The 23,454-nt window shown below is 35.2% G+C and carries 23 protein-coding genes; 18 read left to right on the forward strand and 5 right to left on the reverse strand.

Features of this window, described 5'->3' with window-relative positions; all coding sequences use genetic code 11:
- Positions 1-11 precede the first annotated feature (11 nt).
- From DFQ08_RS13405 to xrtF, 3 genes are read right to left on the reverse strand one after another with little or no spacing between them, the layout of a single operon-like run.
- Positions 12-425 (reverse strand): HYC_CC_PP family protein, encoded by a 414-nt coding sequence (locus DFQ08_RS13405; RefSeq protein ID WP_114310552.1) that lies wholly within the window; start codon positions 423-425, stop codon positions 12-14.
- Between the two features lie 48 nt (positions 426-473).
- The gene (locus DFQ08_RS13410) at positions 474-902 is read right to left on the reverse strand and encodes an exosortase F system-associated membrane protein (RefSeq protein WP_114310553.1); all 429 of its coding nucleotides are present in this window, start codon (positions 900-902) and stop codon (positions 474-476) included.
- Positions 903-904: 2 nt separating this feature from the next.
- Complete coding sequence (gene xrtF, locus DFQ08_RS13415; RefSeq protein WP_114310554.1) at positions 905-1,447, reverse strand: exosortase family protein XrtF; 543 nt, start codon at positions 1,445-1,447, stop codon at positions 905-907.
- 92 nt (positions 1,448-1,539) lie between these two features.
- Between xrtF and DFQ08_RS13420 the strand changes: the two genes are divergently transcribed.
- Positions 1,540-1,998, forward strand: a complete 459-nt coding sequence (locus DFQ08_RS13420) for a GAF domain-containing protein (protein WP_114310555.1) — start codon at positions 1,540-1,542, stop codon at positions 1,996-1,998.
- A 19-nt stretch (positions 1,999-2,017) separates the two neighbouring features.
- Here DFQ08_RS13420 and DFQ08_RS13425 read toward each other — a convergent pair whose 3' ends face one another.
- Positions 2,018-3,271: an ABC transporter permease gene (locus tag DFQ08_RS13425; protein ID WP_114310556.1), complete on the reverse strand. Its 1,254-nt coding sequence runs from the start codon at positions 3,269-3,271 to the stop codon at positions 2,018-2,020.
- A 211-nt stretch (positions 3,272-3,482) separates the two neighbouring features.
- Between DFQ08_RS13425 and purH the strand changes: the two genes are divergently transcribed.
- The 6 genes from purH to rodA all read left to right on the forward strand — a co-directional run bounded on the left by purH (position 3,483) and on the right by rodA (position 10,834).
- The gene (gene purH, locus DFQ08_RS13430) at positions 3,483-5,012 is read left to right on the forward strand and encodes a bifunctional phosphoribosylaminoimidazolecarboxamide formyltransferase/IMP cyclohydrolase (protein WP_114310557.1); all 1,530 of its coding nucleotides are present in this window, start codon (positions 3,483-3,485) and stop codon (positions 5,010-5,012) included.
- A gap of 241 nt (positions 5,013-5,253) precedes the next feature.
- The gene (locus DFQ08_RS13435; RefSeq protein ID WP_114310558.1) at positions 5,254-6,282 is read left to right on the forward strand and encodes a rod shape-determining protein; all 1,029 of its coding nucleotides are present in this window, start codon (positions 5,254-5,256) and stop codon (positions 6,280-6,282) included.
- Positions 6,283-6,292: 10 nt separating this feature from the next.
- On the forward strand, positions 6,293-7,114 hold the full coding sequence (mreC, locus tag DFQ08_RS13440; protein ID WP_114310559.1) for a rod shape-determining protein MreC: 822 nt from the start codon (positions 6,293-6,295) through the stop codon (positions 7,112-7,114).
- Positions 7,107-7,613, forward strand: a complete 507-nt coding sequence (locus DFQ08_RS13445) for a rod shape-determining protein MreD (RefSeq protein ID WP_114310560.1) — start codon at positions 7,107-7,109, stop codon at positions 7,611-7,613. The genes mreC and DFQ08_RS13445 overlap by 8 nt, the downstream gene beginning before the upstream one ends.
- Positions 7,610-9,547, forward strand: a complete 1,938-nt coding sequence (locus DFQ08_RS13450; RefSeq protein WP_114310561.1) for a peptidoglycan D,D-transpeptidase FtsI family protein — start codon at positions 7,610-7,612, stop codon at positions 9,545-9,547. Before DFQ08_RS13445 ends, DFQ08_RS13450 begins: the two co-directional genes overlap by 4 nt.
- A 6-nt stretch (positions 9,548-9,553) precedes the next feature.
- Entirely contained in the window at positions 9,554-10,834 is a 1,281-nt protein-coding gene (gene rodA, locus DFQ08_RS13455) for a rod shape-determining protein RodA (RefSeq protein ID WP_114310562.1), read from the forward strand.
- A 248-nt stretch (positions 10,835-11,082) separates the two neighbouring features.
- Here rodA and DFQ08_RS13460 read toward each other — a convergent pair whose 3' ends face one another.
- Positions 11,083-13,713, reverse strand: coding sequence for a valine--tRNA ligase (locus tag DFQ08_RS13460; RefSeq protein ID WP_114310563.1), 2,631 nt, complete (start codon positions 13,711-13,713; stop codon positions 11,083-11,085).
- Positions 13,714-13,900: 187 nt separating this feature from the next.
- On the opposite strand from DFQ08_RS13460, the gene DFQ08_RS13465 reads away from it, so the two are divergent.
- The 11 genes from DFQ08_RS13465 to gap all read left to right on the forward strand — a co-directional run bounded on the left by DFQ08_RS13465 (position 13,901) and on the right by gap (position 23,419).
- The gene (locus DFQ08_RS13465) at positions 13,901-14,326 is read left to right on the forward strand and encodes a DUF1573 domain-containing protein (RefSeq protein ID WP_114310564.1); all 426 of its coding nucleotides are present in this window, start codon (positions 13,901-13,903) and stop codon (positions 14,324-14,326) included.
- Between the two features lie 126 nt (positions 14,327-14,452).
- A complete protein-coding gene (locus tag DFQ08_RS13470; RefSeq protein WP_114310565.1) occupies positions 14,453-15,643 on the forward strand; it encodes a pyridoxal phosphate-dependent aminotransferase in 1,191 nt (396 codons plus the stop codon).
- Positions 15,643-16,656, forward strand: a complete 1,014-nt coding sequence (murB, locus tag DFQ08_RS13475; RefSeq protein WP_114310566.1) for a UDP-N-acetylmuramate dehydrogenase — start codon at positions 15,643-15,645, stop codon at positions 16,654-16,656. The genes DFQ08_RS13470 and murB overlap by 1 nt, the downstream gene beginning before the upstream one ends.
- Before the next feature lie 201 nt (positions 16,657-16,857).
- The gene (locus tag DFQ08_RS13480) at positions 16,858-17,391 is read left to right on the forward strand and encodes an RNA polymerase sigma factor (protein ID WP_114310567.1); all 534 of its coding nucleotides are present in this window, start codon (positions 16,858-16,860) and stop codon (positions 17,389-17,391) included.
- A gap of 11 nt (positions 17,392-17,402) precedes the next feature.
- Positions 17,403-18,194 carry an anti-sigma factor domain-containing protein gene (locus tag DFQ08_RS13485; RefSeq protein ID WP_114310568.1) on the forward strand — a complete coding sequence of 264 codons (792 nt, stop codon included), beginning with the start codon at positions 17,403-17,405 and terminating at the stop codon, positions 18,192-18,194.
- A 195-nt stretch (positions 18,195-18,389) separates the two neighbouring features.
- The gene (locus DFQ08_RS13490; protein WP_114310791.1) at positions 18,390-18,593 is read left to right on the forward strand and encodes a membrane or secreted protein; all 204 of its coding nucleotides are present in this window, start codon (positions 18,390-18,392) and stop codon (positions 18,591-18,593) included.
- A 6-nt stretch (positions 18,594-18,599) separates the two neighbouring features.
- On the forward strand, positions 18,600-19,712 hold the full coding sequence (locus tag DFQ08_RS13495; protein WP_114310569.1) for a glycosyltransferase: 1,113 nt from the start codon (positions 18,600-18,602) through the stop codon (positions 19,710-19,712).
- The gene (locus tag DFQ08_RS13500) at positions 19,703-20,248 is read left to right on the forward strand and encodes an RNA polymerase sigma factor (RefSeq protein WP_114310570.1); all 546 of its coding nucleotides are present in this window, start codon (positions 19,703-19,705) and stop codon (positions 20,246-20,248) included. The genes DFQ08_RS13495 and DFQ08_RS13500 overlap by 10 nt, the downstream gene beginning before the upstream one ends.
- Positions 20,248-21,492, forward strand: coding sequence for an NRAMP family divalent metal transporter (locus DFQ08_RS13505; RefSeq protein ID WP_245935440.1), 1,245 nt, complete (start codon positions 20,248-20,250; stop codon positions 21,490-21,492). The genes DFQ08_RS13500 and DFQ08_RS13505 overlap by 1 nt, the downstream gene beginning before the upstream one ends.
- A gap of 50 nt (positions 21,493-21,542) precedes the next feature.
- Positions 21,543-22,415 (forward strand): lipoyl synthase, encoded by an 873-nt coding sequence (gene lipA, locus DFQ08_RS13510; RefSeq protein ID WP_114310571.1) that lies wholly within the window; start codon positions 21,543-21,545, stop codon positions 22,413-22,415.
- A complete protein-coding gene (gene gap / locus DFQ08_RS13515) occupies positions 22,415-23,419 on the forward strand; it encodes a type I glyceraldehyde-3-phosphate dehydrogenase (protein WP_114310572.1) in 1,005 nt (334 codons plus the stop codon). The genes lipA and gap overlap by 1 nt, the downstream gene beginning before the upstream one ends.
- The last annotated feature ends 35 nt before the right edge of the window (positions 23,420-23,454 follow it).

The following is a 23,454-nucleotide window of genomic DNA, read 5'->3' on the forward strand; positions in this document are numbered from 1 at the left end:
TTATAATTCTATCAAATAAGGTAAGATTCATGCAAAACATGAATATCTTGGGTAATGAGAGGTGGAGAATAATTTCGGTGTGGAACTACAGCTTGCGAGAGTTCGTTAAAAAGCTGTTGATAAGTATAGCTGTAGGTCAATAACACCAACTGCTGCAAGTCGTCTAAATCATCAAACGAATTGGTGACCAATTGATCAATACCACTAACGACTTCTTTCTCGTTTTTACAACAAGAGTTTTTAATACGATTACCATGGTCTTCGTCTGGGCTTTGAGAACCACACATATCAGCCTTGGTAAATACAGCAACATCTATTAAAGTGTCCCCACAAAAATGCTTTTCTATAGTTAATGATAAGGTTGAAAACAATACCAAAAACGATAGTAAAAAAGAAAATGTTTTATGTGTCCAATTTAATTTCACGATGCAAAGTTACAAAATAAAAAAAAACAAGGGTCTAAATAGTGCTTTTTAACGGTTTAGCTTATAATAATAAAATGCCGGCAACAACAGTAAGATTCCTATAGGCTGAATAAGAAAACGACGAACATTAAAAAACAAATAATAATCTTCTTGTCGTGGATTAATTACAAAATATAAAAACGGAATAAGCAGTAAGACATAAGCAATACCATATATAAGGCTAGAAAACTTAATAACACTTTTATCTTTAAAGACTACATATAAAATACCTAATGAAATGGCCGTATTTAGAACATACCTTAAAGAGGTATAGAAAACTAGTTTAGCAATTTCACGTCTAGGACTGTCTACATATAGATAGTCATTTTCAAAAAACGTTAAATACGGATCGTAAAATAAGACGTCTTCAAACGCTCGTATTAATACGAGTAAGAGGACCAACGCCGAAAACAAAAGGAACTTAATAACCTTACGCATTTCTATTTTTTAAGTTTTGCAAACTGATTAACCCAAACCATCCAAAGTATAAAAACAGTCCCATAAATAAGTAATGGGAAAATAATTTCATGTAAAAATTCTTGTCGCCATGGATAATGATAAAGCGCCAGATCTAAAATTACAATGCGTATTAAATTAAACGCATAAATGATTACACTACCGGCCAAACTATACCATAATGTCGTTTTTAAGGGGCCGGAAAAAGCAGCGATAAAAGATAAAAACAAAATAATAATACTTAGACTATTACAACCTTCAATAATACGGGCCACATACTTTCCGTTGATAATCACTTTTACAGACGCCTCATTAGGATGTGGTATAGCCTGTGCATTATAACCTAAACTGTTAACCATAGCATCTGTCTGATGGGCCACCAAGTGGGTAAAGTAATCGGGGTAATATTGCGTACCATCAGAAAATTTGAGATACAAACTGTATGCAAAAATTAAAACGCCATATACCGATAGAAAGGTAATGATAAAGCGAATGACAGATTTATATTTTTTAAACAATGCTTTCAAAATTACCGCGTTATTAGTTTGGTGTTAAAATTATAAAAACAGACATTTAAAATAGTGTATTTTAAATACTTTTACAAAAAGTTTTTAAGACGATGAATTTAGAAGAATTAAAACCTGAAATAAAAGCAATAATTGCTCAAACGGAACAAAGTGTAGATGACCGTTTATTAAAAATTTGCGAAATCCTAGAAGAAAACATCAGCTACTACAATTGGGTTGGGTTTTACTTTAAGAATGGTGATAAGAACGAATTAAAGTTAGGACCTTACGTTGGCGAACCTACTGACCATGTAATAATTCCTTTTGGAAAGGGCATTTGTGGGCAGGTAGCCGTAAGCAATGAAAACTTTGTGGTACCTGATGTTGCAGCTCAAGACAATTATATTGCTTGTAGCATTTCTGTAAAAGCAGAAATTGTGATTCCTATTTTTGTAAACGGAGAGAACGTTGGTCAAATTGATATTGACTCAGGAACTCCAGATCCTTTTACGGAAGCAGATGAACGTTTCTTAGAATTTATATGTAAAGAGGTTGCTGGTATAATGGCCTAAGCCAATCTATAAAGTTATCTTACATTCCTGTTCTAATAGCTTCCACAGGATCTAATCGTGAAGCTCTTAGTGCAGGAATTACCCCTGAAATCAATCCGATTATAGAGGAAATAAAGAATCCTAAAAACATATTTTGAGGCGACAATACAAACTCAAAATCTTCGGTAAGATTACTTCCTATTAAAGTACCAATCCAGACGAGAAATAAGCCCACAAGGCCACCAACTACGGCAAGAATTACGGCTTCAAACAAAAACTGAAAGAGAATAAATTTATTCTTAGCCCCTAAAGATTTCTGAATTCCTATAAGGTTAGTACGTTCCTTAACACTCACAAACATAATATTAGCAATTCCGAAGCCGCCAACTAAGAGTGAAAACCCACTGATTACCCAACCGATTAAATTTAAACTTCCAATAATCGTATCAATAACATCTTGAAATCCAGAAATCGTACTGATAAAAAAAGTATCTATTTCATCGGGCTTTAACCCTCTTTTAGTTCGCATAAATTGTGTGAGTTCTGCTTTCAATCCTTCGATATCGGCATCTTGCTTTGGTCTTAAGACCACGATATATTTCATATACGGGTTATTATCCCCATAACGGTTTCTAACATAATTGGCAGGAATAAAAATAGAGACATCGTTACTGTCTCCAAACAATCCAGAGCCTTCCTTTTTAACCACACCGATAACGGTAAATTTCTGTCCATAAAGGCGTACTTTTTTACCAATAGGATCAAGCTCACCAAATAAGGATTCGGCAATTTCAGAACCAATCACCACAACGGGACGTCCAGAATTAGATTCCGATTCGTTATAGAAACGTCCTTTTTCAAACTCCATCACCTGGATATCAATAAACTCGTGCGATACCACAACGGTATTCACGCTACTCACCAATTCCGACTCGTACCGAATATTTTCACGTTTTACAAACAATTGTAAAGCGGCATATTCGACATCATTTATGGCCGATTTAATACTTTTAAATTCATTATAAGAAATCTCATCAAAGGTTTCGCGCTGCCAACGTGGCACTTCCGTAGGACCAAAAGAAAAATTGGCCAAATACATGGTATTACTATCTAATGAGCTTAGTTGTGACTTAATAGTACGGTCTAAAGAATCTACAGCGGCCAAAACAGCAATAATAGAAAAGATCCCCACGGTTACGCCTAAAAGCGATAGAAAGGTCCTCAGTTTATTAGTTCGCAACGCATTTAAAGCAAATGAAAAACTCTCTTTTAGTAATCGTAAATAGACCAGCATGCAGGGTTGATTTTAGAATATATTCAATATAAATTCATCTATTTCTTACAAAATAATTGAACTTCATTATTGATCATTTTAAATATAGGACGTTTTCAACAATTTATTGTTACAAAAATCTAAAAGAAACTCTATTTTGGGCAAAACTATAACTCTGAATATACGTATTTTTGCGCCATTAAATTTACAACACAACATACAACACAAAATTATGAGTAACAAAACCATTTCATCGGCACTTATTTCAGTATTTAGTAAAGATGGATTAGCACCTATCGTTAAAAAATTAAATGACCTTAACGTCACTATTTATTCTACAGGTGGAACCGAAAAATTTATCAAAGATTTAGGCATTGATGTCGTTCCCGTTGAGGATGTAACCTCTTACCCTTCAATTCTTGGTGGACGCGTTAAAACACTTCACCCTAAAGTTTTCGGTGGAATTTTAAACCGTCAGGATCATGAAGGAGATGTTGCCGAATTAAAAGAATTTGACATTCCTCAAATCGATGTGGTCATTGTAGATTTATATCCTTTTGAAAAAACGGTCGCTTCAGGAGCAAGCAACCAAGATATTATAGAGAAGATTGATATTGGAGGGATTTCTTTAATTAGAGCCGCAGCTAAAAATTACGCTGATGTTACCTGTGTATCTTCAGTTGATGATTATGCGGAATTCTTAGAGTTATTAGAAACAAAAAACGGAGAGACTTCAGAAGAAGATAGAAAGCAGTTTGCTGCTAAAGCCTTTAACGTTTCTTCGCATTACGATTCTGCGATCTTTAATTACTTCAACAAAAACCAAGAAATTCCATCACTAAAAATTTCAGAAAACAATGGTAAAGTCTTAAGATATGGTGAAAACCCACATCAAAAAGGATTTTTCTTCGGTGATTTTGATGAAATCTTTACAAAATTACATGGTAAAGAATTAAGCTATAACAATCTTTTAGATGTTGATGCGGCTGTAAACTTAATGTTAGAGTTTAAAAATGACGCGCCTACATTTGCCGTTTTAAAACATAACAATGCCTGTGGTTTAGCACAACGCGATACTTTACACCAAGCTTATGTAGATGCTTTAGCTGGAGATCCTGTATCAGCCTTTGGAGGTGTTTTAATTAGCAACTCTGAAATTGATTTGGCAACTGCTGAAGAAATTCACAAATTATTCTGCGAAGTTGTTATTGCCCCTTCTTTTTCTGAAGACGCTTTAGCCATTTTAAAAGGAAAGAAAAATAGAATTCTTTTAATTTTGAATGATATTGAAATGCCACAAACCAACGTGAGAAGTTGTTTAAATGGAGTTTTAGTTCAAGATAGAAATAATGTTACTGATACGCTTGAAGGTTTAAAAGCCGTTACCAATACTACGGCTAGTACTGCAGAATTAGACGATTTAATTTTTGCTTCAAAAATTTGTAAGCACACCAAATCAAACACTATTGTTTTAGCTAAAAACAAACAATTATGTGCTAGTGGAACAGGACAAACAAGTCGTGTAGATGCCTTAAACCAAGCCATTCATAAAGCAAAAAGTTTTAACTTTGATTTAAATGGAGCAGTGATGGCAAGTGATGCCTTTTTCCCGTTCCCTGACTGTGTAGAAATTGCTGATAAGGCAGGAATCACAGCTGTCATTCAACCTGGAGGTTCTATCAAAGACCAATTGAGTATTGACTATTGTAACGACAACAAATTGGCTATGGTATTTACAGGTACCCGTCACTTTAAGCATTAATATTTTACCTTGTAATTACAAGACAATGAGAACCTAGAGTTAAGCAGATTTACTCTAGGTTCTTTTTAGATTAAACTGTTCAATCTAGCCTACAGGACGTGCTTTTTATTTTTTATTCTCATAAAAGCAAAAAAAGCACAGCATTAAACGTCTATTATCATATAAATATCGTATAATTTATTACATTTACAGATAGTCTCATTATTAAGACACAAACAACCCAAATAATTTAGAATAGCACATGGGATTTTTTGATTTCCTTACGGAAGAAATAGCCATAGATTTAGGAACCGCAAATACATTAATCATTCACAACGATAAAGTTGTTGTTGATAATCCATCAATAGTCGCAAGAGACCGCATTAGTGGTAAAATTATTGCTGTTGGTAAGGAAGCCAACATGATGCAAGGAAAGACACACGAAAACATTAAAACCATTCGTCCTTTAAAAGATGGAGTTATTGCTGATTTTGATGCTTCTGAGCAAATGATTAGTATGTTTATAAAAAACATCCCGGCTTTGAAAAAGAAATTTTTCAATCCTGCGCTACGTATGGTCGTATGTATTCCTTCTGGGATTACTGAAGTAGAAATGCGTGCGGTAAAAGAATCTTGTGAACGTGTTAATGGGAAAGAAGTTTACTTAATCCATGAGCCGATGGCCGCTGCTATTGGTATTGGTGTAGATATTATGCAGCCTAAAGGAAATATGATTGTAGATATCGGAGGGGGAACCACTGAAATTGCAGTTATTGCCCTTGGCGGTATTGTTTGTGACAAATCTGTAAAAGTAGCCGGTGATGTTTTTACCAATGATATTATCTATTACATGAGAACACAGCATAACTTATATGTTGGAGATAGAACGGCTGAAAAAATTAAAATTCAGATTGGTGCTGCCACTGAAGACTTAGAATTACCACCTGAAGACATGAGCGTTCAAGGACGTGATTTATTAACAGGAAAACCAAAACAAGTTCAAATTTCATTCCGCGAAATTGCTAAAGCTTTAGATAAATCTATTTTACGAATTGAAGATTCTGTAATGGAAACCTTATCGCAAACGCCGCCAGAATTAGCGGCTGACATCTATAATACAGGAATTTATTTAGCCGGTGGAGGATCAATGTTACGAGGCTTAGACAAGCGTCTTTCTCAAAAAACAGATTTACCAGTTTATATTGCTGAAGATCCTTTAAGAGCTGTGGTTAGAGGAACAGGAATTGTTCTTAAAAGCTTACCTAAATACAAAAGTATATTGATAAAATAAGAAGTAAATAATGCAACAAATTTTCAATTTTGTTATTAGAAACAAAACTTTTCTGTTGTTTTTATTGCTTTTCAGTACGGGGTTAGCGCTTACGATTCAATCGCATTCTTACCACAAGAGTAAATTTATTAACTCTGCTAATGTCTTAACAGGGGGTGTTTACGGTACCATGAATTCTGTAGACCAGTATTTTCATCTTAATACAGAAAATGACATTCTTGCTGAAGAAAACAGGCGGTTAAGAGAGCAACTACTCAATCTATCTACAAATAAGGACACCACCTTTATAGACAGTTCTTATGCCAAATCTAAATACCGAGTTACGACTGCTGAAGTCTATAAAAATAGTTATGCCTCGGTTAATAATTACCTGACTTTAAATAAAGGAACTAACGACGGAATCGCTCAAGATTTTGGGGTTATTACCTCTAATGGTATTGTAGGGATTATAGATAATACCTCTAAAAACTACGCCACTACGCTATCGATTTTAAATAAAAAAAGTCGTATTAACGCTAAACTTAAAGCTTCTAACCATATAGGCTCATTAACTTGGGATGGCGTATCTCCAGAATTTGTACAATTAGATGATGTCTCACAATTTGCAAATATAAAAGTTGGTGATACCATTCTTACCGGTGGTGAATCTTCAATTTTCCCAAAAGGCATTGGTATTGGTACCATTGCTAGTTTTGATACCGATATAAGTGGAGATACCTACACCATTCAAGTCAAATTGTTTAATGACATGACCAGTATTGGTAAGGTTTATATTTTAGAAAATTTAGACAGAGAAGAAATTCGTTCCTTAGAAAATAAAATAAATGACTAATGTTACTGGTTTAAATATTGTTCGGTTTGTGCTCCTCCTATTAATTCAGGTGGTGATCTGCAATCATATTAATTTTTTAGGCTACATTAATCCGTACATTTATATCATCTTTATCTTTCTTTTTCCTATTAGAGAAGAACGCCTCTTATTGCTTTTTGTAAGTTTCCTCTTGGGGCTTATGGTCGATTTATTTTCAGACTCTGGCGGCGTCCATGCTGCGGCTGCCGTCTTCTTAGCTTATGCAAGACCTATACTGCTTAAAAACTCCTTCGGAATGCTTTATGAACACCAATCCATAAAGTTTAATTCTACCGAATTAGGAAGTCTAATCAGCTATGTCACACTGGGGACAATCTTACATCATTTTGTTCTTTTTTCATTAGAAATATTTAACATTTCTAATATAATTTTAATCTTGAAGAAGACGTTATTCTCTAGTATTTTCACTATTATCCTTAGTGTATTACTTATAATTTTATTTAGTCGAAACCGAAAATGAGAAAACTGTTATTATTAACAACTGTTGTTCTTGTTGGCCTTGTTTTTATTGCGCGATTATTTTATCTCCAGGTTTATGATAATTCTGCCTATAATATTTTTGAAGATATTGCCATCAAAAAAGAATATAACTACCCTAAACGTGGCTATGTTTATGACCGAAACGGAGAACTGCTTGTGGCCAACCAACCATCTTATGACGTTATGGTTATCCCTAGGGAAGTTGCCCCGTTAGACTCTTTAGAAATCGATGAATTTTGTAGGCTTTTAAAAATCACAAGAGAAGATTACGATAAAAAATTAAAACGAGCAACCTCCTATTCCCCGAGACTTCCTTCTCCTTTTGTGCCGCAACTCTCAAAGCGAGATTATGCTGTACTTCAGGAAAAAATGAGAAAATATGAAGGGTTCTATATTCAAAAACGATCCCTTCGCTCCTATCAAACAACCATTGGGGCTAATGTTTTAGGTGATATTGGAGAAGCCAATAGAGCAACCATTGCCAAGAAACCTTACTATAGATTGGGAGATTTAATAGGAAACCAAGGGGTTGAAAAAACTTATGAAGAAGTTTTAAGAGGCGTTAAAGGGATTAAATTTATCCAGAAAGATCGTTTTAATAAAAACATAGGTCCTTATAAAGATGGTATTTACGACACCTTACCGGTTCCTGGAAAAGATATTACGATCACTATAGATTCTGAACTGCAAGCTTATGGCGAGTTATTAATGAAGCACAAACGTGGCGGAATTGTTGCCTTAGATCCAAGCAGTGGTGAAATACTTGCTATGGTCACAGGTCCAAGTTACAACCCTAATGATTTAGTGGGTAGAAATCGTTCTAAAAATTATACAAAACTTCATTACGATACCATTGCAAAACCGTTATTTGACCGTGGTTTATTAGCGCAATACCCGCCGGGATCTCCGTTTAAAGTTATGAATGCGCTTATAGGTTTACAAGAAAATGTTATTGACGTCAATGACACTTACACCTGTCGATTGGGGTACTATTATGGTAGTAGAAAATTAACAGGCTGTCACCACCATAGCAATCCGACTGATATGAATCACGGGATTTCACAATCATGTAATGGTTATTTTGTTCATGTGTATCGTAAAATTATTGATAAATATAGTGATGCTGGGGAAGGCATGAACGTCTGGGCCAAACATGCTAGAAGTTTCGGCTTAGGCGACTTTTTACACAATGATTTATCTGTAGGCCGAAAAGGTCGCATACCAGATGGCGATTATTATGATAGAGCCTATGGCGATAATCGTTGGGGCTCTACCTATATTGTGTCTAACGCTATTGGCCAAGGTGAGGTAGAGACCACTCCTATTCAGTTGGCAAATATGACGGCTGCCATTGCTAATCGAGGGTTTTATTACACACCGCATATTATAAAAAAGATTCAGGACGACACAATACCTAAAGCTTATACAACACCAAAATACACCACCATAGATAAGCAACATTTTGAACCGGTGATTCAAGGTATGTTTGATGTTTATAATAAAGGAACCGCGCAATCTTTAAAAGTCCCTGGAATAGACATCTGTGGAAAAACAGGAACAGCAGAAAATTTTATTAAGATAGACAGTGTAAAAACACAGCTTACCGACCATTCTATTTTTGTGGCTTTTGCCCCTAAAGACAACCCTAAAATTGCACTTGCTATATTTGTTGAAAACGGATATTGGGGAAGTCGTTTTGCAGGAAAAATGGCCAGTTTAATGATTGAAAAATACATTAAAGGAACCATTACCAGAACAGATTTAGAAGATTGGATTCTTACGCATAGTCTTGAGGACGAATACAAAAAACCGTATTCTGGCGAGCCTTTTGAAATAAATAGAGGCGCCAAACTTCAAGTCATTGATAATTACGCAACAGAATTACCTGATACCTCAGGCGGATTAAAACTATAACTTTTCATGCTAAGAGAAAACCAAAGACACTTTAAGTTCGATTGGATTACTATAATATTATTCTTATTATTAGTGGGCTTTGGGTACCTCAACATTTTATCGGCCTCACATATTGGAGAGATTACGAGTTATTTTGACACGAGCCAATTGTATGGAAAGCATATGATGTTTATAGGCTTAACCCTTATTCTTATCATACTTATCCTCTCTCTAGAAGCCAAGTTTTATGAAAAGTTTGCCAGTATCATTTATTTGGTGGCTATGCTCGCCTTAGTAGGTCTCTTCATATTTGGAAAAGAAGTGAATGGGGCACGTTCCTGGTACGGAATTGGCAGCATGACGATACAGCCTAGTGAGTTTGCTAAATTTGCAACCGCCTTAGCCGTAGCGCGTTTTATGAGCGACTTACAAACCAATATGCAAACCTTAAAAGACCAAATTAGAGTGGCTGCCATTATATTTATTCCAGCCCTCTTAATCTTATTGCAAAACGATGCCGGAAGTACCATTGTATATCTAGCTTTCTTTTTTGTGTTTTATCGCGAAGGCTTACAGCAAATTTATTTAGCCATTGCCTTAAGCTTAATTGCACTCGCTGTTATAGGTTTAAAATTTGGCGTTTTAATTACGGCAGCGATTGCAGCTATTATTATCTTTAGCGTTTATTTTCTTAGAAGGAAGAAACGAGGCTCTATTCTTCAATATATAACCGTCCTTGCCTTATGCGTTAGCTTCTCTTATGGGGTACGATTATTTTATAATCACGTGCTAAAACCGCATCAACAAAATAGAATTAGTCTGTGGTTACGACTAGAAAACGACCCTGTAAAACTACAGCGTATGAAGAAGGAAGAGGCCTATAACCTTATTCAATCGGAACATGCCATTAGTTCTGGAGGACTTTCGGGTAAAGGTTTTTTACAAGGTACACGCACCACTGGTAAATTTGTACCAGAACAACATACCGATTATATCTTTAGTACCGTTGGTGAAGAATGGGGCTTTTTAGGCTCTAGCGGGGTAGTCCTTTTATTTGTATTGCTAATTATTCGGATTTTATATTTAGCCGAATCTCAAAAATCTCAATTTAGTCGGGTTTACGGATATAGTGTCGCCTCCATATTATTTATCCACTTTACCATAAATATCGGTATGGTTATGGGGCTTATCCCAACCGTTGGTATTCCTCTTCCCTTTTTTAGTTATGGGGGGTCTGGACTTTGGGGCTTTACTATTCTACTTTTTATTTTTGTAAAATTAGACAGTAACAAGATTAATGAATGGTAGGCAGTACAGCTTTTATAGCCTTACCAAATTTAAAACGTTTGTCTGTTAGAATCCCTTAGGGCTTTTAAGAAATAATTCTTCGCTTTTAAGGCTATAATTGTTAAACGCAAAAGAGACAGCCTCTCAGATTAGAGGTCTTCCCCCCTTGTTTAAAAGTTTAATAAGAAGCCTTATAGAGAGTCGTTTTTTCCTTCACATCAAGGCATAAAAAAACCTGCAACGTAAATACACTGCAGGTTATTATTTTATTATTTTAAACTTGATAAGCTCGCCGTAATGGTTTCAATCTTAGCTAAAGCATCAGCTTCTTTTTTCTTTTCTGCTGCAACAACTTGCTCCGGAGCTCCGGCTACAAAGCGCTCGTTAGATAACTTCTTTTGAACCGATTTAAGAAAACCTTCAGTGTAGTTTAACTCTTCTGTCAGCTTCTTAATTTCTGCCTCCACATCAATACTTCCTTCCATGGGAATAAAGTATTCATTAGACTTTACTCTAAAGGTTAAAGCACCTTCAACAGGCTCATTTACGTATTCAAATTGCTCTAAATTTCCTAATTTTGAAATGACAGCATCAAAAGTCCTGGATGATTTTTCATTGTTCACCACAGAAAACTTAATCGCATCTTTAAAGGCAATATTCTTTTGTTTTCTAATGTTTCTAATTCCAGAAATCACTTCAGAAGCAAAATCAAATTCAGAAATTAAAGTTGTATTAATAGGTTTCGCTTCAGGCCATTTTGCAATGATTAAAGCCTCTTCTGGAGAGCGCTCTTTAATATATTGCCAAATATCTTCCGTTAAGAAAGGCATAAAAGGGTGAACAATTTTTAAGTTATCCTCAAAAATAGACATCACTTTATCATACGTTACTCTATCTATAGGTTGCTGATAAGCGGGTTTAACCATCTCTAGCATCCAGCCACAGAAATCATCATAAATTAACTTGTAAATTGCCATTAAAGCATCACTTAAACGGTACTTGCTAAAATGATCTTCAATTTCTAATAAAACAGATTGAAACTTCGACTCATACCATTGTAAAGCAATTTTACTAGATTCGGGTTGAGCAATATCTGCAACCTCCCAAAGATTGGTTAATTGAAAGGCATTCCAAATCTTATTTCCAAATCCTTTTCCTTGTTGGCATAAGGCTTCATCAAACATAAGGTCATTTCCTGCTGCAGAACTTAATAATAAGCCTACTCTAACACCATCTGCAGTATATTCTTCAATAAGTTTTAAAGCATCTGGCGAGTTCCCAAGAGATTTAGACATTTTACGTCGTTGCTTGTCACGCACTAAACCTGTAAGGTAAACATTCTTAAATGGCTTTTCATCTTTATACTCGTAACCCGAAATGATCATTCTAGCAACCCAAAAGAATAAAATATCTGGCCCTGTTACTAAATCATTAGTTGGGTAATAGTATTTTATTTCTTCGTTTTCAGGATTACGGATACCATCAAAAACACTCATTGGCCATAACCAAGAGCTAAACCATGTATCTAAAGCATCTGTTTCTTGTCTTAGATCTTCAGCTTTTAAGTTGGCATCATTGGTTTTCTCTTGTGCTAATTTTAAAGCATCATCAAGGGTTTCTGCAACAACGAAATCTTCTTTTCCGTCGCCATAATAAAAGGCAGGAATTTGCTGTCCCCAAAGTAATTGACGTGAGATATTCCAATCACGGATATTCTCCATCCAATGTCTATAGGTGTTTTCAAATTTCTTCGGAAATAGTTTAATATCGCCATTTTTTAAAACGGCATCAATAGCAGGCTGTGCTAAATCTTCCATTTTTAAGAACCACTGATCACTTAATCGAGGCTCAATAACAGCCTTTGTTCGCTCTGAAGTCCCTACTTTATTAATATGGTTTTCGGTCTTAACCAAAATACCAGCATCTTCTAATTCCTTAGAAATAGCTTTTCTTACTACAAAACGATCTTGACCTTCGTAATGCATTCCAAAGCTATTTAAACTCGCATCATCATTAAAAATATCTACTACCTCTAGTTGATGTTTATCACCTAAAACTTTATCGTTTTCATCATGAGCAGGCGTCACTTTTAAACAACCCGTACCAAACTCTACATCCACGTAGTCATCTTCAATGATAGGAATAACGCGACCACAGATAGGCACAATAGCTTTCTTTCCTTTAAGATGTGTAAAACGCTCATCGTTAGGGTTAATACAAATGGCCGTATCTCCAAAAATAGTTTCTGGTCTAGTTGTCGCAATGGTTAATTTTTCATCGCTTCCCTCTACTTGATACTCTAAATAGTACAGTAAACCTTGTTTTTCAACATGATTAACTTCCTCGTCAGACAGGGTCGTTTTTGCTTCCGGATCCCAGTTTACCATTCGGTAACCTCTATAAATAAGGCCTTTATTGTATAAATCTACAAAGACTTTAATCACGGCTTCAGACATATCATCATCCATGGTGAACTTTGTACGATCCCAATCACAAGAACAGCCTAATTTTTTAAGTTGCTCTAAGATAACACCGCCATATTCTTCCGTCCATTCCCAAGCGTGTTTTAAAAACTCTTCGCGAGACAAATCGTTCTTATCAATACCTTGTTCTTTTAGTTTGGCTACTACCTTAGCTTCTGTAGCAATAGAAGCGTGATCCGTACCTGGAACCCAACATGCATTTTTCCCCATTAAACGTGCACGACGAATTAAGACATCTTGAATGGTATTATTCAACATATGCCCCATGTGTAAAACTCCGGTAACATTAGGCGGTGGAATTACAATGGTATACGGCTCTCTATCGTCTGGTACAGAGTGAAAGTATTTGTTTTGCATCCAGTAGTCGTACCACTTATTTTCTACGGACAATGCATTATATTTTGATGGGATTTCCATGTTTTGGTATTGTTTTTGTAATATAGCTGTCAAAAATACTTATAATTCCTATTTCGAAAAATTATTACGTTAATAATATATCGCTTCAAAGCATAAAATCTGTTAAATGAAGGGTATTACAACTAATTAATTTTGATTGAAAGGAAAAAGTAACTAGTTTTGAATAATCAATTTTAAAATTAAAATGATGAAAAATTTATTAGCAATTTTGTTTGTAGGACTGATCAGTTTTGGTTCTTTCGCTCAAGAAAAAGTAGCAAAAATCGAATTTAAAACCGACGTGATTGACTATGGTACCATAGAAAAAGGTTCGGATGGTGTTAGAGTCTTTGAGTTTACAAATACAGGAAACGCGCCTTTAGTGATTTCTAATGTAAAATCAACTTGTGGTTGTACCGTTCCTAAAAAACCGAAAGATCCTATTATGCCAGGAGAAACCGGAGAGATTGAAGTAAAATACGACACAAAGCGTGTTAACCCAATACGAAAAACCATTACCGTTTATTCTAATGCTGAAACCCCAACGGTAGCCTTAAAAATTAAAGGTTTAGTTGTAGATTCTGCAAAAACGAGCGTTTTAGAGAAAAAAAGTAAAAGCATGCTAGAGCAATAATCTAGACTTCATTTTATACCATAACAATGAGTTCTCAAATTGAGAACTCATTTTTTTTATCCATTTTTCCCTGATAAGCTATAATAAATTTCAGAACTTAGCACTTTAAAATAAAACCACTATTATATGCCCGTTATATCTCAAAAAGGCATCAACATGCCAGAATCACCAATTAGAAAATTGGTACCATATGCTGAAGCCGCTAATAAACAAGGTAAAAATGTTTATTACCTTAATATAGGTCAACCCGATATAAAGACCCCACAAGTAGCTTTAGATGCTATAAAAAATCAAAATATAGAAACCATAGCTTATAGCCGATCTGAAGGTGCTGAAAGCTATAGAATGAAAATAGCCGAATACTACAAGCGTAATGACATTAACGTTTCGCATAATGATATTATAGTGACCACAGGTGGTAGTGAAGCCTTGCTTTTTGCTTTTGGTAGTATTATGGATAAAGGTGATGAAATTATTATTCCAGAGCCTTTCTATGCCAATTACAACGGTTTCTCTATTGCATCTGGCGTTAATGTTGTGCCTGTTATTTCTAAAATTGAAGATAATTTTGCTCTCCCTCCTATTGAGGAATTTGAGAAACTAATTACTCCAAAAACGAAAGCGATTTTAATTTGTAATCCTGGAAACCCAACAGGGTATTTATACTCAAAAGAAGAAATTAAACAACTTGCAGCCATTGTTAAAAAACACGATTTGTTTTTAATTGCTGATGAAGTTTATAGAGAGTTTGTTTATGATGGTATAGAACACTATTCTATTTTACAAGAGCCAGGCTTAGAAGACCATGCTATTGTTATCGATTCTGTATCTAAACGTTACAGCATGTGTGGCGCGCGTATTGGTTATTTAGTGTCTAAAAACACTGAATTTATTACGACCGGCTTAAAGTTTGCTCAAGCCCGACTAAGTCCGCCAACCTTAGCTCAAATTGCAAGTGAAGCGGCACTAGATACGCCTCAAAGTTATTTCGATGATGTAAAAGAAGAATACGTAAAGCGTAGAAACATCTTAATTAATGCTTTAGAGAAAATTGAAGGTGTTAAGGTTGCTAAGCCTAACGGTGCGTTTTATTGTATTGCAGAACTTCCTGTTAAAAACGCAGATCACTTTGCAAAATGGTTATTAGAGTCGTTTGACTATAACAACGATACTGTAATGGTCGCCCCAGCAGCAGGTTTTTACTCGACTTCTGGTGTAGGCTTAAACCAAATTAGAATTGCTTACGTCTTAAATGAAGACAGCCTTATTAAGGCCGTAAAAATATTAGAGGAAGCTCTAAAAGTTTATAAAGACTAATGACTATAATTAAGAACGCTTCCTTACAACCTTATAATACGTTTGGTATTGAGGCTACGGCACAAGAGTATTGTAACATTCGCACTATAGAAGACTTAAAAACGATTCTAAAAGCGCAGCACAGTAAGTCTCTCTTTATTTTGGGAGGAGGAAGCAATATGCTCTTAACTAAAGATATTGAAGCCTTAGTTTTGCACATGAACTTAAAAGGTATTGAAGTTGTAGAAGAAACTGAAGATACTGTTATTGTAAAAGCTATGGCAGGTGAAAACTGGCATAACTTTGTGCTTTGGTGTTTGCAACACAATTATGGCGGCATAGAAAATCTTTCTTTAATCCCCGGCAACATTGGTACAGCTCCAATCCAAAACATTGGAGCTTACGGGGTAGAGCTAAAAGATGTATTTGTAAGTTGCGAGGCTTTAGAAATAGCGAGCCAATCACTGACCACTTTTTCTAAAACAGCATGTCAATTTGGATATAGAGAATCTGTTTTTAAGCAAGACTTAAAAGGGCAATACATTATAACTAGTGTAAATATTAAATTGACAAAGCGTGCGCATACATTGCATATTGGTTATGGCGCTATAACTAAAGAATTAGAACACTTACAAATAACCCAGCCCACGATTCAAGATATTTCTAAAGCGGTTATTGCCATTAGAGAAAGTAAATTACCAGATCCTAAAGAGATTGGTAACAGCGGAAGTTTCTTTAAAAACCCCATTGTAGCCACGGCAGATTTTAAAGCCTTACAAGCTAATTTTCCTGAAATGCCATTTTATGAGATTTCAGATCATGAAGTCAAAATTCCAGCTGGCTGGCTCATTGAAAAAGCAGGTTTTAAAGGCAAACGTTTTAAGAATTATGGCGTGCACGACAAGCAAGCTTTAGTCTTAGTGAATTACGGAGGTGCCAAAGGGAAAGATATTTTTGAATTGGCACAGTTAATACAAAAAACAATCAAACGTTTATTTAATATCAGCATTGAAACTGAAGTCAATATCATATAAATATAAAAGTCACAATAAAAATTGTGACTTTTAATTACAGAATGATTTCATTTTGAAAACGCTATTAATCAATTTCTTAACAAGAAAAAACCATTCTATTGCACTGGATTAATCACCTTTATTAAGGTGTATTTAAGTATATTTACGGTTACAAATTCAATTTGGACGTTTTAAAAGACACAAAAACAAGATATTAGCATTTTGAGTATTACTCCAACAGAACAGAAAATCATAGCTTACCTTCAAAAAAAAGATAAGCGGGCTTTGAATTTACTCTATGAAAACTATTCCAACAGTTTATATGGTGTAATCTTAAAAATCACCGTTAATGAAGAAGTTGCACAAGACGCTTTACAAGAAACGTTTATTAAAGTATGGAAAAATGCTTCTAAATACGATCCTAAAAAAGCAAAACTCTTTACTTGGCTCTTCAGAATTGCGAGAAATACAGCCATTGATAAACTAAGAAGTTTTAATAATCGTTATCACAAGGAAGTCCAAATTGAAACTTCTAACGTATATATTCTACCAACAACAAATTTTAATGAAGACGTCATGGACATTAAAAGACACGTTGGTACACTAGAAAAAAAATATCAAATTGTGTTAGATGCTTTGTTTTTTCAAGGTATGACACAACAAGAAGCGAGTGAAGAATTAAACATCCCACTCGGCACTATTAAATCTAGATTAAAAATAGGATTAAGAGAACTGAAAAAAGTTTATAATCCATAAATTATTTGATCATGGAAAAGCAAGTACAAACCTTTTTAAACTCTGATCTCTTACAGAAGTATGTTATTGGAGAAACCACTTCAGAGGAAACTCGAGAAGCGGAACATTTTATTTCTAATTATCCTGAAGTAGCGCAAGCTTACGAAACGTTACAAGATAATTTAGAAATCATTACCAAAGCAGGCGCTACAGATATACCAAAAGATATTCTTGGAGATGTTTTGGAGGTATTAGAAGAGCAAGAGGCTCCTAAGGTGATTCATTTAACCCAAGACCGTAAAACACCTTGGTACAGTTTTGCCGCAAGTGCAGCTGCAGTCATCTTTGCCGTAACCTCTTTTATGTTCTATCAGAAAAATCAAGATCTGAAAAACGAAAACAATGTGGTCGTTGATGAACTTTTTGATTTACGTAGCGATATTGAAAGTAACAATTACAAGTTAGACGAATTATCTAGAGAATTATTAAAACTTAATAATCCTGATTCTAAGAAATACGTTATTAATGGTAATGACCGCGCTAAGAATTTAAAAACTGTCGCGTATATTAACCCAGTGGAAAAAACCTCTATGATCGATGTCATTACACTGCCACAATTACCTGAAGAACAACAATACCAAATTTGGGCTGAGCTACAGGATCGCATGGTTAACTTAGGAATTTTAGACGAGTCTGACCGTAAGTTAAAACAGATTCCTTATATGGAAGACGCCTTAGCTTTAAGTATTAAAATAGGGACCAAAGGTGTTAATGCCAACGAGAATGACACTGAAGTTGCAGAAATTTCATTAAAGGATAAATAATTCCCTTCATTACTATACTAAAAAAGGAGCCCGAAAACGGCTCCTTTTTTTACGGAATCGTATTAAATGTCTTAAAAACCTATAATTACAACATAAATAAAGCTTTCAATAACGCTATAGAAAAACAGCTTATAAATGGGCTTTAGAATAAATGTAAAAGCCTTATCTTTGCATCAAATTACACAAATTCTTATTATGAAATTACTATTCATTACTTTAGGATTATTAGCCCTTGCCGTTGGCGGTATCGCTATAAAGATTTGGGCTAAAAAAGATGGAAAATTTGCAGGTACCTGTGCCAGCCAAAATCCTATGCTTAATAAAGAAGGAGAAGCTTGTGGTTTTTGTGGAAAAACGCCAGACGAATATAAAGACTGTAGCGAACCACAACACTCTTAAGTTTCAATGACGCTTACTTTAGTTTTATTTTATGCATTTATTGCAGTAGTTAGTGTTCAAATTATTTATTATTTAAGTTTTCTTTTTTCCTTCGGATTAAAATCTCCCGAAACTCGGTTAAAAAAACAGATTCCGATATCTATAATTGTCTGCGCCAAAAATGAAGCAGAGAATTTAAAAAAAAATATCCCTTCCCTATTAAATCAAGACTATTCTAATTTCGAAATTGTCCTTGTTAACGATAGCTCGTTTGATGACACTTTAGAAATCATGGAAGACTTTGCTGCTAACAACAGTCAGGTAAAAGTTGTAGATGTTAAAGTGAGTGAAGCGTTTTGGGGTAATAAAAAGTACGCCCTTACTTTAGGTATTAAAGCTTCTTCTTACGACACCTTAGTGTTTACCGATGCCGATTGTACTCCGGCTTCAAACCAATGGTTGGCGCATATAAGTAGTCAATTTTCAAATGAAAAATCAGTAGTCTTGGGCTATGGAGGTTATGCTAAAAAGAAATTCTCCCTACTCAATAAACTGATCCGTTTTGAAACCGTAATGACGGCACTTCAGTATTTCTCTTATGCTAAAATGGAAATCCCGTATATGGGTGTAGGGCGAAACTTAGCCTATAAGAAAGAGGTGTTCTTTAACAACTGTGGTTTTAACAGCCATATGGCTTTAAAATCTGGCGATGATGATTTATTTATCAACGAAGTAGCCAATGCCACAAATACAGCATTGTGTTTTTCAAAAGAAAGTTTTACCATTTCAGAGCCTAAGCACTCGTTTAAATCTTGGATTCTTCAAAAACGAAGACATGTGAGTACAGCGAAATATTACAAAGCAAAACACAAACTATTACTAGGCTTATTCTATCTCACACAATTAAGCTTTTGGATTTTAGGAGGGATATTTATTTATCTAGGTGTCTTGGTCCTATGGATCGCAGCACTTATAGCACTCCGCTTTCTTATACAGTGGGTTTGCTTTGGCTTTACCGCTAAAAAATTGGAAGAAACAGACCTCATCCTACTTTTACCTTTACTAGAAATTTCACTTATTACCTCACAATTAAGTATCTTTATAGCTAATTTGATATCTAAGCCAACACATTGGAAATAAAAGACGCCATAAACAAAGCTAAAAATAACAATCAAATTGCATTCAATTTTCTTTTAGATACCTATTGGAGTGATGTATATGCCTTTCAACTCAAACGTACCCTAAATGAAAATGATGCTGAAGATATTACCATACAAACATTTTCTAGAGCCTTTGACAAAATAAGTAGCTATAACGAAAACTATAAGTTTAAAACTTGGTTGATTACGATTTCCAAAAATATTCATATTGATCTTATTAGAAAACAAAAGCACGCTATAGGCGACACTTCTAAAGATAATGATGAACGTTATTTTGATATTGTTGATAACTCCCCTACTCCTGAAGATAAAATTATTACAGAACAAAATCTCGCTAAACTCTTAAGGGATATAAAAAAGCTAAAACCCCATTATCAAGAAATTATTAATCTCAGGTATTTCCAAGAGTTGAGTTATAAGGAAATCTCAGAGCATCTGAACGAGCCTATTAATAACGTTAAAGTGAAACTACTGCGCGCAAAAAAATTATTAGCGGCTATTATTACCAAAAGTTAGTGTTTGCTTTATTAAAAAAATTAGGTCCGGGCATTTTATTTGCAGGTGCAGCGATTGGAGTCTCTCACATTGTTATGTCTACAAGAGCTGGTGCCGATTTCGGTTTAGGATTACTATGGGCCTTACTGCTGGTACATCTTTGTAAATACCCTTTCTTTTTATTTGGCGCAAAGTATGCTGCGGCTACCGGCGAAAGTCTTATTTATGGGTATTACCGCTTAGGTAAAGGTGTATTACTGACGTATTTCATACTAAATATTGCCACAATTTTCACCATACAAACCGCAGTAACTATCGTTACCGCTGGGATTGCAGACACGCTTTTTGGCGATATTAGTTTTCTGAACTTTGGGTATACTCAGATTTCTAGTATTGAAATTTGGACCGTGATCATCTTAGCGATCTCCTTACTTATTTTATTTTTGGGCAACTATAAGGCCTTAGACAAAATCATAAAGCTGATCATCTTTTTACTGACCTTAAGTACTCTTATCGCCTTGTTTTTCGCTTACCACGATTTCTCCGAGCCCTTGAACTTTACTCAAATAACACCTAAGACTTCAGTAGAAATGGCATTTTTAGTCGCTTTTATGGGCTGGATGCCCGCACCATTAGATGTTTCCATTTGGCATTCCATTTGGGCCATTGAAAAACAAAAAGAAAACCATGACGTATCACCAAAATCCATTCTATTAGATTTTAATATGGGGTACTTTGGGGCCATGCTCTTAGGTATTGGCTTCCTTAGTTTAGGTTATTTTGTCATGTATGGTTCTGATACTCCCTTTAGTCCAAAGGCCACACTATTTGCAAGTCAACTGATAGAGATGTACACTTCCAATTTAGGGCAATGGGCCTATATTGTTATTGGTATAGCCGTGCTCACCACCATGTTTAGCACCACTTTAACCACCTTAGATGCCTCACCAAGAGCCATGAACAAAAGTATGGAAGTACTCACCCACAAAACTTTTAAAAACGGTTATCTCTTCTGGATTGTTTTACTGACTCTTGGAACTTTAATTATCTTTTTTGCCTTTGCTTCAGAAATGGGGATTCTAATAAAAACGGCTACCGTACTCTCTTTTCTTACCGCGCCATTTTATGCCTTTGTAAATTATAGATTAATCTGTAGCAAGCATACACCTGAAACTTGGCGACCTAAACGCCTATTACATCTTTTAGCGTGGTTAGGTATTATTTTTCTAATTGCATTTAGTCTGTGGTACGTGGCCATACTATAGATTATTTAATTATTTACTTTGTATCTTTGCAGCAAGAAATTGATAATTGCATGGAAACCACAGTTGCTTCAAATATTTTACCAGAAAGAAAACCGAAATGGTTAAGAGTAAAATTACCTACGGGCAAAAAATACACGGAACTCAGATCTTTAGTGGACAAGTATAAATTAAATACTATTTGTACCTCTGGAAGCTGTCCTAATATGGGAGAATGTTGGGGAGAAGGTACTGCAACCTTTATGATTTTAGGAAATGTTTGTACCCGATCATGTGGATTCTGTGGTGTTAAAACCGGACGTCCAGAAACGGTAGATTGGGATGAGCCAGAAAAAGTAGCACGTTCCATAAAATTAATGCAAATTAAACATGCCGTTTTAACGAGTGTTGACCGTGACGATTTAAAAGACATGGGAAGCATTATGTGGGCAGAGACTGTTAAGGCGGTTAGACGCATGAATCCTGAGACCACCTTAGAAACTCTTATTCCAGATTTTCAAGGTATTGAAAAACACATTGACCGTATTATTGATGTAGCTCCGGAAGTTGTTTCGCATAATATTGAAACTGTAAGACGTTTAACGCGTGATGTAAGAATACAAGCGAAATACGATCGTAGTCTTGGTGTATTAAAATATTTAAAATCGCAAGGTCAACGTCGTACAAAATCAGGAATTATGCTTGGTTTAGGTGAAGAACGCGAAGAGGTGATTCAAACCCTTCACGATTTAAGAGCTAATGATGTAGATGTAGTGACTATTGGGCAATACTTACAACCTAGTAAAAAACACTTACCTGTAAAATCGTTTATCAACCCAGATCAATTTAAAGAATACGAAGACATTGGTTTAGAGTTAGGCTTTAGACATGTAGAAAGTAGTGCCTTAGTACGATCGTCTTACAAAGCACAAAAACACATCAATTAATGATCAGAGTAGCCATCAATGGTTTTGGTAGAATAGGTCGACGCGTTTTTAGATTAGCTTTAGCGCATCCGGATATAGAAATTGTTGCTATTAATGATTTAGCGGATAGTAAAACACTAAGCCATTTACTAAAATACGACAGTATTCACGGCGTTTTAAAAGATAAGGTTTCCTTTGATGACCAACATATTATCATCAATGAAGTGGCTATTCCTTTATACAACTATACGCATCCACATGATATTAAATGGTCTGCTGTAGCACCTGATTTTGTTGTAGAATCTACTGGGAAGTTTAAAACTAAAACAGAACTACAACACCATATAACCAATGGTGCAAAACGCGTTATATTATCAGTTCCGGCTGTAGATGATGAAATTAAAACCATCGTTTTAGGTATTAATGACCAAAGTATTGATGGTAGCGAAACAATTTTATCTAACGCCTCGTGTACCACCAATAATGCCGCCCCTATGATTGCGCTAATAAAAGCGCATTTAGGGATTAAACAAGCCTATATTACAACGATTCATTCGTACACTACCGACCAAAGCTTACACGACCAGCCTCATAAAGACTTAAGACGGGCTCGTGCTGCCGGACAATCTATAGTTCCAACAACCACTGGTGCCGCCAAAGCCTTAACCAAAATTTTTCCAGACCTTTCCGAGGTCATTGGAGGCTGTGGTATTAGAGTTCCGGTTGCCAATGGTTCTTTGACCGACATTACGATTAATGTTGAAAAACCGACATCAATTGCTGCAGTTAATTCTATTTTTAAAAATGCTTCAGAAAATGAACTTAAAGGCATTTTAGAATACACTGAAGACCCAATAGTATCAATCGATATTGTTGGAAATCCGCACTCTTGCATCTTTGATGCCCAGATGACCTCTGTGATTGGAAATATGGTTAAAATAGTTGGATGGTACGACAATGAAACGGGTTACAGTTCTAGAATTTTAAATTTAATTTGCAATATATCGGACAAAAAAGCACTTTAATCGAATAAATAATTATATTTGTTCAAATTTAAATG

This window comes from Winogradskyella arenosi (assembly GCF_003337305.1).
In the GTDB taxonomy this organism is placed as follows: Bacteria; Bacteroidota; Bacteroidia; order Flavobacteriales; family Flavobacteriaceae; genus Winogradskyella; species Winogradskyella arenosi.